The 14,380-nt window shown below is 68.0% G+C and carries 12 protein-coding genes and 1 riboswitch; of the genes, 6 read left to right on the top strand and 6 right to left on the bottom strand.

Annotated elements, in window-relative coordinates; genetic code table 11:
* Positions 1 to 323 precede the first annotated feature (323 nt).
* On the top strand, positions 324 to 2,078 hold the full coding sequence (gene oxc, locus FHU13_RS15345) for an oxalyl-CoA decarboxylase (protein WP_183436726.1): 1,755 nt from the start codon (positions 324 to 326) through the stop codon (positions 2,076 to 2,078).
* A gap of 268 nt (positions 2,079 to 2,346) precedes the next feature.
* Complete coding sequence (locus FHU13_RS15340; RefSeq protein ID WP_183436725.1) at positions 2,347 to 3,066, top strand: alpha/beta hydrolase; 720 nt, start codon at positions 2,347 to 2,349, stop codon at positions 3,064 to 3,066.
* A gap of 66 nt (positions 3,067 to 3,132) precedes the next feature.
* Here FHU13_RS15340 and FHU13_RS28400 read toward each other — a convergent pair whose 3' ends face one another.
* From FHU13_RS28400 to FHU13_RS15325, 4 genes are all read right to left on the bottom strand, one after another.
* Positions 3,133 to 3,633, bottom strand: a complete 501-nt coding sequence (locus FHU13_RS28400) for a CBS domain-containing protein (RefSeq protein WP_312889594.1) — start codon at positions 3,631 to 3,633, stop codon at positions 3,133 to 3,135.
* A complete protein-coding gene (locus FHU13_RS28395; RefSeq protein ID WP_312889593.1) occupies positions 3,630 to 4,340 on the bottom strand; it encodes an HPP family protein in 711 nt (236 codons plus the stop codon). The genes FHU13_RS28400 and FHU13_RS28395 overlap by 4 nt, the downstream gene beginning before the upstream one ends.
* Positions 4,341 to 4,653: 313 nt before the next feature.
* The gene (frc, locus tag FHU13_RS15330) at positions 4,654 to 5,904 is read right to left on the bottom strand and encodes a formyl-CoA transferase (RefSeq protein ID WP_183436724.1); all 1,251 of its coding nucleotides are present in this window, start codon (positions 5,902 to 5,904) and stop codon (positions 4,654 to 4,656) included.
* Between the two features lie 101 nt (positions 5,905 to 6,005).
* A complete protein-coding gene (locus FHU13_RS15325; protein WP_183436723.1) occupies positions 6,006 to 6,455 on the bottom strand; it encodes a PAS domain S-box protein in 450 nt (149 codons plus the stop codon).
* A gap of 266 nt (positions 6,456 to 6,721) precedes the next feature.
* Between FHU13_RS15325 and FHU13_RS15320 the strand changes: the two genes are divergently transcribed.
* Both FHU13_RS15320 and FHU13_RS15315 read left to right on the top strand, forming a co-directional pair.
* Complete coding sequence (locus FHU13_RS15320) at positions 6,722 to 7,165, top strand: OsmC family protein (protein ID WP_183436722.1); 444 nt, start codon at positions 6,722 to 6,724, stop codon at positions 7,163 to 7,165.
* Positions 7,166 to 7,197: 32 nt separating this feature from the next.
* Positions 7,198 to 7,581, top strand: a complete 384-nt coding sequence (locus FHU13_RS15315; RefSeq protein ID WP_183436721.1) for a YybH family protein — start codon at positions 7,198 to 7,200, stop codon at positions 7,579 to 7,581.
* 127 nt (positions 7,582 to 7,708) lie between these two features.
* On the opposite strand, the gene FHU13_RS15310 is transcribed toward FHU13_RS15315, so the two are convergent.
* Positions 7,709 to 8,869 (bottom strand): DUF2778 domain-containing protein, encoded by a 1,161-nt coding sequence (locus FHU13_RS15310; RefSeq protein WP_183436720.1) that lies wholly within the window; start codon positions 8,867 to 8,869, stop codon positions 7,709 to 7,711.
* Positions 8,870 to 9,227: 358 nt separating this feature from the next.
* Positions 9,228 to 9,435, top strand: a riboswitch (cobalamin riboswitch).
* A gap of 105 nt (positions 9,436 to 9,540) precedes the next feature.
* Between FHU13_RS15310 and FHU13_RS15305 the strand changes: the two genes are divergently transcribed.
* Together FHU13_RS15305 and FHU13_RS15300 are read left to right on the top strand one after the other, a co-directional pair.
* Positions 9,541 to 11,781 (top strand): TonB-dependent siderophore receptor, encoded by a 2,241-nt coding sequence (locus FHU13_RS15305; RefSeq protein ID WP_409518504.1) that lies wholly within the window; start codon positions 9,541 to 9,543, stop codon positions 11,779 to 11,781.
* The gene (locus FHU13_RS15300) at positions 11,781 to 12,947 is read left to right on the top strand and encodes a DUF1624 domain-containing protein (RefSeq protein WP_183436719.1); all 1,167 of its coding nucleotides are present in this window, start codon (positions 11,781 to 11,783) and stop codon (positions 12,945 to 12,947) included. Before FHU13_RS15305 ends, FHU13_RS15300 begins: the two co-directional genes overlap by 1 nt.
* Positions 12,948 to 12,963: 16 nt before the next feature.
* Here the strand turns inward: FHU13_RS15300 and urtA are convergent, their stop codons facing one another.
* A complete protein-coding gene (urtA, locus tag FHU13_RS15295; protein WP_183436718.1) occupies positions 12,964 to 14,205 on the bottom strand; it encodes an urea ABC transporter substrate-binding protein in 1,242 nt (413 codons plus the stop codon).
* Between the last annotated feature and the right edge of the window lie 175 nt (positions 14,206 to 14,380).

The raw sequence follows: 14,380 nt of genomic DNA, 5'->3' as shown, positions 1-14,380 counted from the left end.
ATTGCATTCATGGTGTGGAGCGGTGGCCTGATAGGGCCAGCGGTAGGGCACCAACGAGACGGCCGTCCGGAACGCGTCGGCCGGCAGCACCACGGACAGCGTTGTCGAAGGCGACAGACCCGACGCCCGCAGGCTGAAAGACGCGGGTTCCGTTTGACCGGCCATTTGGTATTTGGTATGCCAGATCTGTTGAAGCAAGACCGGTCGTTCGACGCACGGTCCGCGCGCCGGGAGTGGCGCCGCGTCAGGCACCGCGCCGCATCGGCCCGACGCCATCGGGTCCTGAGCGGGACACGACAGCCAAACAACAGGGAGAACGCCGCATGACCGTCCAGGCCCAGAACATCGATGCGATCACTGCGGGCGCCGTGCCCCATGAGGAGGCGGAGCTGACGGACGGCTTCCACCTCGTTATCGACGCGCTCAAGCTCAATGGCATCGAGACGATCTACAACGTGCCGGGCATCCCGATCACCGATCTCGGGCGCCTCGCCCAGGCCGAGGGCATGCGCGTCATCTCCTTCCGCCACGAGCAGAACGCAGGCAACGCGGCGGCGATCGCCGGCTTCCTCACCAAGAAGCCCGGCATCTGCCTCACCGTCTCGGCGCCGGGCTTCCTCAACGGCCTGACGGCACTCGCCAACGCGACCACCAACTGCTTTCCGATGATCCTGATCTCCGGCTCCTCCGAGCGCGAGATCGTCGATCTGCAGCAGGGCGACTACGAGGAGATGGACCAGCTCGCCATCGCCAAGCCGCTCTGCAAGGCCGCTTTCCGCGTGCTGCACGCCGCCGACATCGGCATCGGCGTGGCCCGTGCCATCCGCGCCGCCGTCTCCGGCCGCCCCGGCGGCGTCTATCTCGATCTGCCCGCCAAGCTGTTCTCGCAGGTCATCGACGCGAGCGTCGGTGCGAAGTCGCTGGTCAAGGTGATCGACGCGGCTCCGGCCCAGCTCCCCGCGCCTGCCGCCATCGCCCGGGCGCTGGACGTGCTGAAGTCGGCCGAGCGTCCGCTCATCATCCTCGGCAAGGGCGCGGCCTACGCCCAGGCCGACGAGGCGGTGCGCGCGCTGGTCGAGGAGAGCGGCATCCCCTACGTGCCGATGAGCATGGCCAAGGGGCTCCTGCCCGACACCCACCCGCTCTCGGCCGGCGCGGCGCGCTCCACCGCGCTGAAGGATTCCGACGTGGTGCTGCTGGTCGGCGCCCGCCTCAACTGGCTGCTCTCGCACGGCAAGGGCAAGACCTGGGGTGAGCCCGGCTCGAAGCGCTTCATCCAGATCGACATCGAGCCGCGCGAGATGGACTCGAACGTCGAGATCGTCGCGCCGGTGGTGGGCGATATCGGCTCCTGCGTCGAGGCGCTGCTCGACGGCATCCGCAAGGATTGGAAGGGCGCGCCCTCCAACTGGCTGGAGACGCTGCGCTCCAAGCGCGAGGCCAACATCGCCAAGATGGCCCCGAAGCTGATGAAGAACACCGCGCCGATGGACTTCCACTCGGCTCTCGGTGCACTCCGCACGGTGATCAAGGAGCGGCCGGACGCGATCCTCGTCAACGAGGGTGCCAACACCCTCGACCTCGCCCGCGGCATCATCGACATGTACCAGCCACGCAAGCGCCTGGACGTCGGCACCTGGGGCGTCATGGGCATCGGCATGGGCTTCGCCGTCGCGGCGGCCGTCGAGACCGGCAAGCCGGTGCTGGCGGTGGAGGGCGACTCGGCCTTCGGCTTCTCCGGTATGGAGGTGGAGACCATCTGCCGCTACGAGCTGCCGGTCTGCATCGTGATCTTCAACAACAACGGCATCTATCGCGGCACCGACATCGACCCGACCGGCCGCGACCCCGGCACCACGGTCTTCGTCAAGGACTCCCGCTACGACAAGATGATGGAGGCCTTCGGCGGTGTCGGCGTGAACGTCACCACGCCGGACGAGTTGAAGCGGGCGGTGGACGCTGCGATGGATTCCGGCAAGCCCACCCTCATCAATGCGGTGATCGATCCGGCCGCCGGCAGCGAGAGCGGCAATATCGGCAGCCTCAACCCGCAGAGCACGCTGAAAAAGAAGCAGTAAGGCGACGGCCGCTCGGCCCGAACCGACCTCTGAACCGGATCGCGGTGCTCAAGGGCGCCGCGGTCCTTTTCGTCGTTCTGGCAAGCACCCTCGCTCCTCATGCCGAGGTGCGAAGCGAAGCGGAGCCTCGAAGTACATACGGGGCGGCTGCTCCGGGTTGCCCAGAGCCGGGGCGTCCGGGAGAGCGGGGCAGCCGTGCTTCGAGGCCCGCTGTCGCGGGCACCTCGGCATGAGGGGCGCGGGGCGGGTTCCATCCAAGGGATTTCCCATGGCTTCCTCCGCCTTCGATCCGGCTGTTCCCGTCGACCCGCGTCTCGCCGGACGTCTTGCCTTCCTGCCGCGGCTCCCGACGAAGCCGCCGCTTCCGCCCGGCCGCCACGCGCTCGGCCTGTTCGAAACCCGCGACGCGCTCATCCGCGTGCCCGAGCACATCGATGCGCGCCTGCCGACTCCGCTCGTCGTGCTGTTCCACGGCGGGGGCGGCAGCGCGGACAAGATCCTGCCGATGCTGGAGGACCATGCGCAGAGGCGCGGCTTCCTTCTGCTCGCGCCGCAATCGCTTTACCCGACCTGGGATCTGGTGATCGTCGGCAACGGCCCCGACCGGGAGCGGCTCGACCGGGCGCTCGCCGAGGTCGCCGACCGTTTCCTGATCGATCCCGCCCATCTCGCCTTCGCAGGTCACTCGGACGGGGGCAGCTACGCGCTCTCGCTGGGGCTCACCAACGGCGACCGGGTCAGCCACCTGATCGTCTCTTCGGCCGGCTTCATGTCCGTGCAGGTGCAGGCGGGCGCCCCAAAAATCTTCCTGTCGCACGGAACACGCGACGAGCAGATCGGGATCGACCGCAGCGCCCGCACCCATGCCCGGCTGCTGGAGGGGGCGGGCTACGACCTGACCTATGTCGAGTATGACGGCCCGCACGCCTACAATCCGGGCGTGGTGGCGCAGGCCGTCGATTTCTTCCTCGGCGACTTCTTCGCCTGACCGGAACATCTCCCGAAAGGTGGCTTTCGGCTTGTCTGACAAAGACGATGCTTGCGCGTCCGCCCCTCAGGCGATGCCGGCGGCGAGGCCTACGGGCAGGCGTTCCACGCCCTCAGCCGGCGCCGTCGCGTGGGCATTGTCATTGCGGGCGGCGGCTTCGGACAGCAGCGCGGCCACGAGGTCGCTCTGCGAAACCACACCCATCAGCCGGCCCTCCGGTCCGACCACGGGCAGATGGTGGTGGCCGCTCTGCGCCATCCGCGCAGCGACCTGGGCCAGCGACATCTCCGGACGCAGGCTCTCGACCTCGGTGGTCATCATGTCGGCGGCGCAGCCATGCCGGGCGCGGCCCCGGCCGAGGGTGAGCTGCCAGCGCCGGGCGAGGCCGAGGCGGGGGCCGCGCCCGTCCCACTCCGCCTTGTCCACCAGGTCGGTCTGAGTCAGAACGTCGATCACCTGCGCGCGCTCGTCGGTGACGGGCAGCATCCTGATGTGGTGGCGCCGCAAGAGGGCGAGGGCTTCCCGCAGGGGCGCTTCGGGGGCGACGCCGATCACGTCGCGGGTCAAGTCGAGGCGCAGGTCGTCGGCCCCGCGCGGCGCATGAGGGCGCTGAGCTGGGCACGCCGCAGCAGCGCCTCCAGATGGCTGCGGCCGATATCGAGCACCTGATCGTAATCCTCGAGCGCCGCGTCGATGTCGGCCGAGCTCAGTCCGAACCGGCCCGCCGGGGTCGGAACGGCGGCCGCAGCCTGCGCGACATGCGGGTAGGAGCGGCCTGTCGGGTTGTTGAACAGGATCGCCACACCGAGGATCAGGGCCGTGTTGACGCCCACCGGCCACAGCACGAAACCGTAGCCGAGATCGTGGATCGCCGGTCCGCCCGGTACGGCCGTGAGTGCCACCGCGCCGCTCGGCGGGTGCAGGCAGCGAAGGGCTATCATCACCGCGATCGCGCCGGCCCCGGCGAGCGCCGCAGCCATCAGGGGATCGTGGATGAACCGCGCGGTGGTGACGCCGACGAGCGAGGCTACGAGGTTGCCGCCGACGATCGACCAGGACTGCGCTAGTGGGCTCGACGGGACGGCGAAGAGCACAACGGCCGAGGCACCCATCGGCGCAATCAGCGTAGGCAGTTCGGCGCCCGTGCCCAGTGCAGCGCGGGCGACGAGCCCCGTGACGAGAAGGCCGGCCAGGGTGCCACAGGCGGCGCGTACCCGCTCGCGAGGGCTGACAGGCGCCTGCTCGGGCAGAAGTCGGCGCAGGAGGGAAGTCACCGGTCGCATCACCGGCAGGGCACCAAAGGTTCGAGGCGAGGGGAGGCGCGCCGGGGCAGCGGGAGCCAAAACTTCGTTCCAGCGTCGCCTTTTCCCGAAAGCCGGCAATCACCTTTCGCCACGGCGCTCCGAACGGAAAACCCGGACCGACAGGGTCGGCCCGGGAAAAGTCATCGGAGGAGGAAAAAACCCGGGCGCCATGCCCGGTCAAGCGCTCCCGGGGCGATGCCCCGTCCCGGGAGAATCATGGCCGAAGGGGACCGGCCATTCAGCGCGGGCAGTCTCCGGGTTGGGGGCTGCCCGCTGTCACCCGTCAGACCGCGCGGGCCTCGTGCATCGCGGCGATCTGCTCGGGGGAGTAGCCGAGGCCGGCGAGGACCTCGTCGGTGTGCTCGCCCAGAAGCGGCGAGGCCTTGATGTCGACCTTCATGTCGGAGAACTTGATCGGGCTTCCGACGGTCAGGTACGAACCGAGTTTCGGGTGCGGCACCTCGACGATGGTGCCGCTGGCGCGCAGCGACGGATCGGCGGCGATCTCCTTCATGGAGAGAACCGGCGAGCAGGGGATGTCGAACTTGCGCAGGATGTCGACGGCCTCGAACTTGGTCTTGTCGGCCAGCCAATCCTCGATGATGGCGAAGATCTCGAAGATCTTGTCCTGGCGGGCGCGCGGCGTGTTGTAGGCCGGATCGTCGATCCATTCCTCACGGCCGAGCGCCTTGCAGATCGGTGCCCAGGCATGGCCCTGGATCGTGAAGTAGATGTAGGCGTTCGGGTCCGTCTGCCAGCCCTTGCACTTGAGCACCCAGCCCGGCTGGCCGCCGCCGCCCGCATTGCCGCCACGCGGCACCACGTCCGAGAACTCGCCATGCGGGTACTGCGGATACTCCTCGAGGTAACCGATGGCGTCGAGGCGCTGCTGGTCGCGCAGCTTCACGCGGCAGAGGTTGATCACCGAGTCCTGCATCGACACGGCGACCTTCTGGCCCTTGCCGGTCTTGTTCTTCTGGTGGAGCGCCGTGAGGATGCCGATGGCGAGATGCATGCCGGTGTTCGAGTCACCGAGCGCAGCCGCCGACACGGTGGGGGGGCCGTCCCAGAAGCCGGTGGTCGAGGCCGCACCGCCCGCGCACTGCGCCACGTTCTCGTAGACCTTCAGGTCCTCGTAGTGGTGGCCGTCGGAGAAGCCCTTCACCGAGGCGAGGATCATGCCCGGGTTGAGCTCCTGGATGCGGGCCCAGGTGAAGCCCATGCGGTCGAGCGCGCCGGGGCCGAAATTCTCGACCATCACGTCCGACTCGCGGATCAGCTTCTCCAGGACTTCCTTGCCCTGGGCCGTCTTGGTGTCCAGCGTCAGCGAACGCTTGTTGGAGTTCAGCATCGTGAAGTAGAGGGCATCCGCGTCCTCGACGTGGCGCAACTGGTTGCGCGTCACGTCGCCGGAGCCCGGACGCTCGACCTTGATCACGTCCGCTCCGAACCACGCGAGGAGCTGGGTGCAGGCGGGGCCCGCCTGGACGTGCGTGAAATCGATGATTCTGATCCCGTCGAGCGGCTGGGTCATCTTGGTTTTCTCCCTATTTCGACTTCGTTGTGGGTCGTCGTTGTTGAAAAATCGGAAAATAATATTTCAGTAATATCGCTGGATGTCTTGGGTCTCTTGCGTCAGGCGCAGACCAGGGTGCCCAGAGCCTCCTCCAGTTCCGCCACGCGGCGGCGCAGGTTGCGCTCTTCCTGGAAGCGCTCGGTCTCGTCGCGGATGATCGCGGCGATGCCGGTGACCTCGCCGTTCGCGCCGTGCAGCAGCGCCACGGTGAAGGCGATGGAGAGCGCCCGCCCATCCTTGTGCAGGGCGGGCACCTTGAGCAGTGACGTGCCGTAGCGGGTCTCACCCGTGCGCATCGTCTTGGCGTAACCGTCCCAGTGGCGTCGACGGTGACGCTCCGGGGTGATCAGATCGAGGGTCTCGCCGAGGGCCTCGGCTTCCGAGAAGCCGAAGATTCGTTCCGCGGCCGGGTTCCAGGTGACGATCCGTCCGTCCGCGTCGGAGATCACCACCGCATCGCCGATCGCCGCGACGAGCCCGGATGTGTCGAAGGTCTGCGATTGGCCCATCCGCTGCCTCCCTTTTTGCTGCCCCTAGCCCACAAGCCGCACGGCAGGTCGAGAGACGCGATGGCTGTCGAGGATGCCGCGTTCGGTCATGGCAGGCGTTGCCTCCTTGGCTTCCCGGGTCTTGGATCTCCCGGATCGAGGCCGCTCTTTCCGGTGGCTCATCAATTGGCATCTGGTATACCAGATACGAATGGCAGGTCAAGGCGCAACGCGCAGCTCGAACGCGGTGGCGCTAGGGCCGTTGATAGGGAGGCGAGGAGGCCGCGATGTCGGGCAACCACAGCATCAAGATCCGGCAGATCGAGGCCTACGCCTTCCGGATCGAGTTCGGTGAAGCCTTCGTTCCGCTTCTGACGGATGAGCCGGAGCCGATCGGTGGCGGCACAGGGCCCTCGCCGGAGCAGGTGCTGATCGCCGCCGTCAGCAACTGCCTTTGCGCGAGCCTTGCCTTCGCGCTCGGCAAGTACCGGCAGGAGGGCGGTGGCGTGAGCGCGGAGGCGATCGGGCGCGTGGCCCGCAACCCGGAAGGGCGCCTGCGCCTCGTCGGAATCGAGGTCGACATCGCCCTCGGTGCGCCCGCCGAGTCGATGGACCGACTCGACCGGGTGCTGGGCCAGTTCGAGCAGTTCTGCACCGTGTCCGAGAGCGTCAAGGCCGGCGTTCCGGTGACGGTCGCTGTGCGGGATGGGCAGGGCAACCGCCTGAAATAGACACACCCGAACCAGACAGGGAGGAACGAGCGATGAGCGAGACGCACCGGGACGTGACGCAGGTGGACGTGGCGCGGGAGCCGGAGGATCTGGCCCGTCTCTTCCACGAGCGGGCCAATGCCGGCGACGCCGAGGGGCTGGTCGCCCTCTACGAGCCGCAGGCCGTGGTCGCTGCGGGCGACATCGTGGCAACGGGCCACGACGAGATCCGCCGCTTCTACACGGATCTGCTCGCCCGCAAGTCGGACTTCCCCGAGCCGGAGACGCTGCCGGCGATCCGCAACGGCGACCTCGCGCTTACCTTCGCGCGGCTGCCGAATGGCGCGCTCTCCGTCGAATCGGCCCGCCGGCAATCGGACGGGACGTGGCGCTGGGCGATCGACCAGCTCAAGATCAAGCCCGTCGCCAAGAGCTGACGGGCCGGCTGAAGTCCGAGGTTTCGAAAGGACGAATCGTTTCGCGGGTCCAGGGCGGAGCCCTGGTTGAGGGGAGCCAGGGCTCTGCCCCGGCACCCCGCCAAAGGGAGGATCCCTTTGGGCTCCCTCAATCCGCGGAGGCCGACCGGCGCGGCGTGGCGTTGCGCCGGCTGGCGAAGACGCCGGGAGCGGTGCCGGGCACGACGACCAGGCGCCGGACCTCGCCACGCAGGTAGGCCTGCAGGAAGCGGGGATAGTTCTTGAACACGACGCAGCCGTTGGACGCGCCACTCGGGCCCAGCATGTAGGTGTGGGCGAGGATGCCGTCGCGCCCGTGAATGGCGGCCGAGCCGCCGACCGGATTGAGGCGGATCGCCCGCACCCCGTGGAACAGAGCCTCGCGCTCCCGCAGATCGTAGACGCCGGGCGGAGTGGCGCCGCGCATCCGGACATGGACGTAGTCCGGGTTGTCCTGGGCGACGCCGAGGCCGGAATGGGCCTCCAGCACCTCGCCGCTCGGCAGCGTCACGGTGGCGGCGCTGATGTCGTAGACAGCGACCCCCGGCTCGGAGACCGGACCCGGTACGAGCCGCCGCCGCGCGGCCGAATCGACCGCGCTGCTGTCGAGCCCCGCATAAGCCATGGCTGGCGCCGACGACGGGGCCGTCCCGGAGCCGGGCAGGTCGAACATCTTCTCGAGGAAGTTGCGGTTGTCGGTGACCGCGGCGCTGAACACGCTGCGGGTTGGTTCGGTGGAGGCTCGCGCCGTTGCGGTTGCCGCGACTCGAGCCGATGCAGCCCGCGCGGTCTGCGTCCGCGGCTCGTAGCGGAACTCCTCGGGGCGCCGCATCGGCAGCGGCACGGTGAGCGCGACGCGGGCCATCGGCGCGGCCGGGCGCGGCGTGACGGCGGGTGCCGCGTCGGCAACCTGAGCCGCGGGGAGGGCGGCAAGGGTCGCGCTCGGCTCCGGGACGGCCGGCGACCGAAAGGCGGCAACCTTCGGAGCCTGTTGGACGAAGCCGCTTGTGGCGGTGTCGAGCACCGGCGCGGGGTCGAGCATCCAGGCCAGGGCGCCGGGCGCGGCCGGTGCGGTGTCAGCCTGTTCGGTCTCAGCCGAGACCTGCGCCGTCTCCGCGGGCGAGAGCGCGTCGGTATCCTGCGGTTGCAGCATTCCGGCCAGCGCAAGGCCGCCGAGGGCGGTGAGCGCGAGCGCTGCGAGGGGCGGCCTGCGCCGACGGCGGACGACGGGCCGGGCGGAGCGACTCTGGACGAGCTCGGCGATGTCCATGCGGGCGGTACTCGACAACGCGGATCCCACACGGCCTCCCGGCGTCGCTCCCGGCATATCTGTGCCAGAATGACGATCGAGATGGCTTGGCCGATTAGGGAATGATCAACCTTAAGCCTTCGTCATTGAACGGGATCTTGGTTAATCTTGCCTAAATCGCAGCCATATCCGTTAAAAATCGCTCGATCACGATTTTCAGAGCTGAACGGAGCTGCTGCGGCCTTGGCGCCGACGGCGAGGCCGCTGCAGCGCCCGCGTTCCACAATGCCGCTAAGGGAGAGTGTGCTCGGCAAGCCACAAGCTGTGTGATGTTGTTACATTTCATTGGTCTGCGTGTTGACGCTGCGCCGCACCGCAGCGAAGGTGCTGCGGTCAAGGTTCCGCCGGATACAGGCCGGGGGCTAAGAGGGAATTCGGTAAGCCCGTCCGGGCGAAGCCGAAGCTGTCCCCGCAACTGTGAACGGCGAGCCCCGTCGGGGATGGTCACTGGTGCGCCGCACCGGGAAGGCCGGGACGAAGGCGCTGACCCGTGAGCCAGGAGACCTGCCTTGGCGCGACGATGTCCCCCGGGCGGGGTGTTCCGGCGGCGTGCCTGAGCGGCGAGTGCGTGTCCACGCGCTCGCGGTCGGGCATCCGCTCGGGCCTGCGCCCGTACAGCCAGAGCACGCCCAGTGAGAGTTCGGACGAGCCTGAACGCCGTCATCGATGTGAGACCGGTTCACTGCGCCGGGGGACGCGATCTGGTCCGGCCCCCGCGCTGGATGCTGGCCGCGCTGCTCTGCGCCGGCCTGCCCGGCCCGGAGGCGCGGGCGCAGGATTCGGTTGTCCTGGAAGAACTGGCCGTCGAGGGCGAGGCCTCCGGCCGCGGCGCCGGCAACGGCGCACCCGATGGCCGGATGGTGACGGCCGGAACGATCGGCCTGATCGGCCCGACGCCGGGCTACCGGGCCGACCGGGCGGTGAGCAGCACGAAGACCGACACGCCCCAGCGCGACGTGCCTCAAATTGTCACCGTGGCCCCGCGTGAGGTCATCACGGATCTCGCCGCCACCCGCGTGGATCGCGTCTTCAACTACACGCCGGGCGTGGCGCAGCAGAACAATTTCGGCGGCCTCTCGGTGTTCAGCTACGCCATCCGCGGCGTCACCACCTCCGAGTTCTACAAGAACGGCTTTCCCTTAAATCGCGGCACGCCACCCCCGCCCGACACGCAGAACGTCGAGCGCATCGAGGTGCTCAAAGGTCCCGGCGGCGGCCTGTTCGGGCGCAGCGATCCGGGCGGGCTCGTCAACATCATCACCAAGCAGCCGACCGCGGAACGGTTCGTCGAGATGGGCGGCCTGTGGGGTTCGTTCGGGCAGTTCCGCGGCACGGTCGATTCCGGCGGCGCGCTCAATGAGGAGGGCACGCTCCTCTACCGCTTCAACCTCGCCGCCGGCCGTCAGGGCAGTTTTCGCGATTTCGTGGACAGCGACCGGCTCCTCGTCGCGCCCGTCCTGAGCTGGCAGATCACGCCGGACACCCGGATCACCGTCGAGACCGAATTCCTGCGCAACCGCATCATCTTCGACCGCGGCGTCATCGCCATCAACGGACGGCTCGGCCTGCTGCCGATCTCGCGCTTCCTCGGCGAGCCGGGCCAGAGCACCTATCAGACCAACAACACGATGCAGGTACGGGTCGATCACCGCTTCAACGCCGACTGGCAGATGCGGCTTGCTACCCACTTCAACACTGGCACGCTGGAGGGCGAGTCGGCCGAGATCCGCGCCATCGCCGCCGATAACCGCACTGTCTCCCGCGACCGCAACGTGCGCGACTACCGCTGGGACACGGCGATCGGCCAAGCGGAGGTGGTCGGACGCTTCGACACCGCCGGCATCGGCCACACGATGCTGCTCGGCTTCGAGCGCGAGAGCACCGACAGCCGGACGGTCTACAACCGCTCGACGATTCGACCGGGTTCGACCTTTGCCATCGACATCTACGATCCGCGCTACGGCCAGCCGCTGCCGCCGATCGACCGCTTCCGCAACAACCTGGAGCGGATCACCAACACCGCCCTCTATGCGCAGGACCAGATCAGCCTCAGCCCCGAGTGGAAGGCGCTGCTGGGCGTGCGCTTCGACTTCTTCGAGCAATCGTTCCGCGAGCGCATCCCGCGCTCCCAGGTCGATCAGACCTATTTCGCGGCGACCCCGCGGGCGGGCCTCGTCTACCAGCCGACCCCGGAGCTCGCCCTCTTCGCCAATGTCGGCACCAGTTTCCGGCCGAATATCGGGCCCGACGCGGCCGCGGTGGCGCTCTCCGGGCCTTTCCCGCCGGAGACCGGCATCGGCTACGAGGTCGGGACCAAGATCGACCTTTACGGGGGCGCCCTGGCGCTCACCGGCACGGCCTTCCGGGTCGACCGGAGGAACGTGCTGACGCCCGACCCCAACAATACGGCCTTCTCGCTCGCCGCGGGCGGGGTGAGGAGCCAGGGCTTCGAGCTGACGGCTGCCGGCCAGATCACGCCGGAGATCAAGCTCCTGGCAGGCTACGTCTTCGCCGACGCGGTCGTGACCAAGGACAACGTGCTGCCGGTCGGCGCGCCCCTCATCAACGTGCCGCGCCACTCGGGCAGCCTGCTCGCGGTCCACGAGGTGCAGGCCGGTCCGTGGAAGGGGCTCGGCCTCGGCGGCGGCGTGCGCGGCGTCGGCGAGCGGGCGGCGGATGCGGTCAACAGCTTCGCCCTGCCGGCCTACATCGCGGTCGATATGCTCGCCTATTACCGCTACGAGAACTTCCGCTTCGGGCTGAACGTCGAGAACGTATTCGATACCGAATATTACGAGAGTTCGCTCAACCGCTTCCGGGTCTATCCCGGCGCGCCGCGCCGCTTCACCGGCACGCTGACGGTGCGGTTCTGATGTTGGCTCGGCAAGAGGCCGCAGCGGGACCGGTTCCGCGCGCCCGCATCGGCGCCATCGATGCCCTTCGCGGGCTGGTGATGTTGCTGATGCTCGTCGATCATGTGCGCGAGTTCTTCTACCTGCACGCCCAGGTGAGCGATCCGGTCAATCTCGCGGCGACGCCGCCGGGCCTGTTCCTGACGCGGGCCACCTCGCATCTCTGCGCACCGGTCTTCCTGCTGCTGACGGGCCTTTCGGCGAGCCTCTACGGGCAGAAGCACGGCAGCCGGGCGGCGACCTCCGCCTTCCTGTTGAAGCGCGGGCTGTTCCTGATCGCCCTCGAAGTGACCCTGGTGAACCTTGCCTGGACCCGCAGCCTGTTGCCGCCAGTCCTCTATCTCCAGGTGATCTGGGCGATCGGGCTCAGCATGGTGGCGCTCGCAGTCCTGCTCTGGCTGCCGCGTCCGGCTCTGATCGGGGTGGCGCTGGCGATCATGCTCGGCCACAACGCCCTTGACGGGATCGTGCTCTCGCCCGACCAGCCGGGCTACGCATTGTGGGCGATCCTGCACCAGCGTGGGATGATCCCGCTGCCCTGGGGCGCGGCGCGCACCTCCTACCCGGTGCTGCCCTGGCTCGGCGTCATCGCCGGGGGCTACGCGCTGGGGCCGCTCTACGCGCCCGGTTCCGATCCGGCCCTGCGCCGCCGACGTCTCGTCGCCCTCGGATTCGCGAGCCTGACGGCCTTCCTGATCCTGCGCGGCCTCAACGGCTACGGCGACCCGCATCCCTGGCAGGCGGGCAAGGACGGCGTCACGGACGCCCTGTCCTTCATCAACCTCACCAAGTACCCGCCCTCGGCTGATTTCCTCCTCGCGACCCTCGGCCCCGGCCTGCTGCTGCTCGCGCTGTTCGAGCGCCTGCCGGAGCGACACCGACGCTGGCTCACCGTCTTTGGCGGGGCGCCGCTGTTCTTCTACCTGCTGCACCTGTGGGCCTTGCGCCTGATCTACGACGGCCTCGCCGTCCTCGACCGCGCAGGCCCCTCCGGCCGGGTCGAGGCCGGGGCGCCGTTTCAGATCTGGTTGATCGCGGCGGTGTTCGCGCTTGCCCTCTACCCGGCCTGCCTCTGGATGGCGCGCCTGAAACGGCGCGGCCGGTGGCGGGGGTTGAGCTACCTCTAACCCCGCTATTGGCCGCCTACTGATAGCCCTTCGGGAACGGGTTCGGCTCAATCAGTTCGGGACTCTCGTACACCACGTCGAACTGGCCGTCCGCCCGGGCCCGCGCCACGCGGGTCTTCGACCAGAGGTGATGGTTCTCGTGGATCTTCACGGAGCCTTCCGGCGCATCCTTCATCTCGATGCCGGGGGAGGCTTCGATCACCTTGTCGATCTCGAACGAGCCGGCCTTCTCGACGGCCGCCTTCCACAGGAACGGGCTCAAGTAAGCTGCCTGCGTCGCGTCGCCGATGACGGTCTTCTCGCCCCAGCGCTTCCTGAAGTCGGCGACGAATTTTTCGTTGGCCGGGTTCTTCAGCGACTGGAAGTATTTCATGCAGGTATAGGCGTCGGCGATGTTCTCGCCACCAATACCGTCCACCTCATCCTCAGTGACCGAGACGGTGACGAGCGTCTGCTTCTTGAGGTCGATGCCGGCGGCCTTGAGCTGCTTGTAGAAGGCCACGTTCGAGCCACCGACGACGGTGGAGAAAATCACGTCCGGTTTCTTGAGCTTGATCTTGTTGATGACTGAGTTGAACTGCGTGTGGCCGAGCGGGAAATACTCCTCGCCCGAGACCGTGCCCTTCAGCACGCTGGTGATGTGCTTGGTGGCGATCTTGTTGGTGGTGCGCGGCCAGATGTAGTCCGACCCGACCATGAAGAAGGTCTTGGCGCCCTTCTCCTTGCCTACCCAGTCCAGACCCGCCAGCGTCTGCTGGGTCGCCTCCTGGCCGGTGTAGATGACGTTCTTGGACTGCTCCAGGCCCTCGTAATAGGTCGGATAGTAGAGCAGGCCGTTATACTGCTCGAAGACCGGAAGCACCGCCTTACGCGAAGCCGACGTCATGCAGCCGAACACGGCGGCGCAGTGGTCGTTGACGACGAGCTTGCGCGCCTTCTCGGCGAAGGTCGGCCAGTCCGAGGCGCCGTCCTCCTGGATGATCTTGATCTGCCGGCCGAGCACGCCGCCGGCCGCGTTGATCTGCTCGATGGCGAGCTTTTCGCCTTGCGTCGTTCCGGTCTCGGAAATCGCCATGGTGCCGGTCAGCGAGTGCAGAATGCCGACAGTCACCTCCTTGTCGGTGACGGCAAGCGCGCCGGCGCCGGTCTCCGCGAAGGCGCGCCCAGGGAGGGCACTCAGCAGCGGCGAGGCGGCGAGGCCCAGGAGAAGCCGGCGGCGGAGATGGAAGTCGGCGTCGTTTCGGTCACGCGAGCGCATGTCTCTTCGAAATCCTTCGAACGTCATCCGGTAGATTGGCTCGAATGACGGCCATCCGGTCGCCAGACGAGGCCGTGCCCCCGTCCGTATTTCGTCTCAGGAAATCGATCTGCATCAAGGATATTCGCTGGGCGTCCTGCCCATATTCCTTGCGATGTGCCGCCTCGTTGGCCTT

It is taken from the genome of Methylobacterium sp. R2-1 (genome assembly GCF_014191355.1).
GTDB lineage: Bacteria > Pseudomonadota > Alphaproteobacteria > Rhizobiales > Beijerinckiaceae > Methylobacterium.
Note: the sequence above shows the minus strand (reverse complement) of the source record. Positions and strands in the feature narration are given on the sequence as shown.

Excerpts from the sequence above, each read along its gene's own strand:
- FHU13_RS15300 (WP_183436719.1), top strand. The coding sequence starts at position 11,781 with ATGTTGGCTCGGCAAGAGGCCGCAGCGGGACCGGTTCCGCGCGCCCGC.
- FHU13_RS15310 (WP_183436720.1), bottom strand. The coding sequence starts at position 8,869 with ATGGACATCGCCGAGCTCGTCCAGAGTCGCTCCGCCCGGCCCGTCGTC.
- FHU13_RS15325 (WP_183436723.1), bottom strand. The coding sequence starts at position 6,455 with ATGGGCCAATCGCAGACCTTCGACACATCCGGGCTCGTCGCGGCGATC.
- frc (WP_183436724.1), bottom strand. The coding sequence starts at position 5,904 with ATGACCCAGCCGCTCGACGGGATCAGAATCATCGATTTCACGCACGTC.
- oxc (WP_183436726.1), top strand. The coding sequence starts at position 324 with ATGACCGTCCAGGCCCAGAACATCGATGCGATCACTGCGGGCGCCGTG.
- urtA (WP_183436718.1), bottom strand. The coding sequence starts at position 14,205 with ATGCGCTCGCGTGACCGAAACGACGCCGACTTCCATCTCCGCCGCCGG.
- FHU13_RS15315 (WP_183436721.1), top strand. The coding sequence starts at position 7,198 with ATGAGCGAGACGCACCGGGACGTGACGCAGGTGGACGTGGCGCGGGAG.
- FHU13_RS15320 (WP_183436722.1), top strand. The coding sequence starts at position 6,722 with ATGTCGGGCAACCACAGCATCAAGATCCGGCAGATCGAGGCCTACGCC.
- FHU13_RS15340 (WP_183436725.1), top strand. The coding sequence starts at position 2,347 with ATGGCTTCCTCCGCCTTCGATCCGGCTGTTCCCGTCGACCCGCGTCTC.